2 protein-coding genes and 1 pseudogene are annotated in these 2,210 nt (G+C 46.7%); all 3 read right to left on the minus strand.

Going from position 1 to position 2,210, the window contains the following annotated elements; all coding sequences use genetic code 11:
- Nucleotides 1-263, minus strand: a pseudogene (locus tag B3Z75_RS11105) (sugar kinase); the annotation flags it as partial.
- A 31-nt stretch (nucleotides 264-294) separates the two neighbouring features.
- Nucleotides 295-1,107, minus strand: coding sequence for an SDR family oxidoreductase (locus B3Z75_RS11110; RefSeq protein WP_294071576.1), 813 nt, complete (start codon nucleotides 1,105-1,107; stop codon nucleotides 295-297).
- Between the two features lie 115 nt (nucleotides 1,108-1,222).
- Nucleotides 1,223-2,210, minus strand: a 988-nt coding sequence (locus B3Z75_RS11115) for a tagaturonate epimerase family protein (RefSeq protein WP_294071578.1), incomplete at its 5' end; no start/stop codon positions are given.

The following is a 2,210-nucleotide window of genomic DNA, read 5'->3' on the forward strand; positions in this document are numbered from 1 at the left end:
CCTTCGTAGTCCATGTTACGTGCTCTCAGATCGGCCTTTATGAAGGCAGCAATAGGGCTGTCTTTCACAAAGGTAGTAAGCACCTTTACCGGCAGGCCCAAGTAAGAGGAGATGCTGGCCACATTTGTTTCGGCACTGGTTGCCTGCATCTGAAACATGTTCGTACTCTGCACCGGTTGTGCGTTCACCGGTGTGATCCGCACACCCATACTGGTGGGGACAAGCAGTGAATATTTGAATTCTTTTCTTAGTTTAAGTGACATATTTTATTTACTGATAACTGATTACACAACATTAAATACTGAAAGCATCGAAGCCGCCATCTACAATTGCCACCGTTCCTGTGACAAATTTGGAAGCATCGCTGACCAAATAGTGAAGTGTTCCCAACAAGTCTTCCGGTACACCGAAACGACGGAATGGAGTATGAGCGATGATGGTGTTTCCACGATCGGAATAAGATCCATCCGGATTGGTGAGTAGTGTCCGGTTTTGCTCCGTGATAAAAAATCCGGGACACAAGGCATTCACACGAAAACTCTCTCCAAACTTGGTAGCCAACTCGCCGGCCATATATTTGGTAAAATTGGTTACTGCAGCCTTGGCAGCTCCGTAGCCGGCCACTCGTGTAAGCGGGCGTAAGGCAGAGGCGGAAGAGATGTTCACGATATTTCCTTTTTTTGCCTTTACCATATATTCGGCAAAAACAACCGTAGGCATGACGGTTCCCATCAGGTTCAGATCAACGACCTTGCGGAAATCATCCATCTTCAGGTCGAAAATATTGTTGTTCGGACCGATGGTTGCACCGGGCATATTTCCACCGGCGCCGTTGATCAACACATCAATGGTGCCATATTTTTCGGCAATATCTCTGGCATTTTGTTTCAGGACGTCTTCGTTTGTTACATCTGTCTGCAGGAACATGGCTTCTCCACCTTCGTCCTTTACTTTTTTGATCAACTGATTGCCTTTTTCTTCATTTCTGGCCATCACGGCTACGTGCGCTCCATGAGCTGCCAGGTATTCCACCATTGAGGTTCCCAAAACGCCGGTTCCTCCGGTGATTGCGATTACTTTTCCTCTGATATCAAAAAATTCGTACATTGTAGTTTTTTAGTTGTGAATAGCGGCAAAGGCAAGACATTCGCCTGATTGACAGGGGCCAGTCAGGCTCCTTCAAAAGCGGGAGAATTACGTTTGCCGGCGCATTCAATTGTTTTTAAATCGTAAATAATCTTCTCAAATGTCTGTCATAAATATTCTCTTCCACACACGACCCGACGACATCGGCATATTTCACGAGCAAGCCGGTGTATGCCTCTCCCATCTCAGCTGCCACCTTATAGGCTACGTGAATTAACTGACGGAAATTGGAATTATAATCGGCATGTCCGGGAATATGACGAAGTGTATTTGCAAACTTTTCGCTTGACCACCCATTCACCTCTTCCACGGAAGGGAGCTTAGAACCATCGATATCGATCACATCGGCATAAGGAGCGCACAGCTCTTCTTTCCGGTTGTAGGAGCTCTCATAAATCTTCTTTGCCAAATCCAGGCCTTCACCGCCTGCTACAGCCAAACCGATTACCTCCTCCAGCCAGGTTGTTCCGGCAGTTTTGAGGTGCAACCCTTTGTCGTATTTCCGGATAACCTCCGCCATAATCGGATAGATGGAAAACTTATCGCTTCCCGAATGGACACTCAGCTTCAGCTCCTCGGGCAGCCCAAACTCCTTCACGGCAAAATCAATCACAAGCACATCCTCTTCAAACTCTTTGGCAAACTGATCCAGATTGCCAACATAATCCACGCCCTTATTAAACCGCCCGGTAAATTTGGGAGCAATCGTCTGTGCAGGAACACCTTTATCGGCCAGCATTTTCAAAATGAAAAGCATCTCGATGGGTGTTTGGGGAGACTCAACCTCATCCATGGATACCTCGGTAATAAAATTGCCTTCGCCCTTCTCTTTTTTCAAATAGGCATAAATATCGGATGCATGCTGTGTTGCTGCCAGGAACTTGCCTGCAATTTCGTGCAACAATTCTTTGGTTACGTGCAGCGGCTCATCCATCCCGGGAATTTGCAGCTGCCCAAGGTATTTTTCACACGAAGCAACAAAAGAGTCTACCTCCTCCTTGCTGCTTCCTTTGCCAATAAATGAAGCGACATCGAGCGTGAAAAAATCGGATACAGCCACATAT

Origin of the sequence: Proteiniphilum sp. UBA1028, assembly GCF_002316955.1 — a bacterium.
Classification (GTDB): domain Bacteria; phylum Bacteroidota; class Bacteroidia; order Bacteroidales; family Dysgonomonadaceae; genus Proteiniphilum.

Excerpts from the sequence above, each read along its gene's own strand:
- B3Z75_RS11110 (WP_294071576.1), bottom strand. The coding sequence starts at position 1,107 with ATGTACGAATTTTTTGATATCAGAGGAAAAGTAATCGCAATCACCGGA.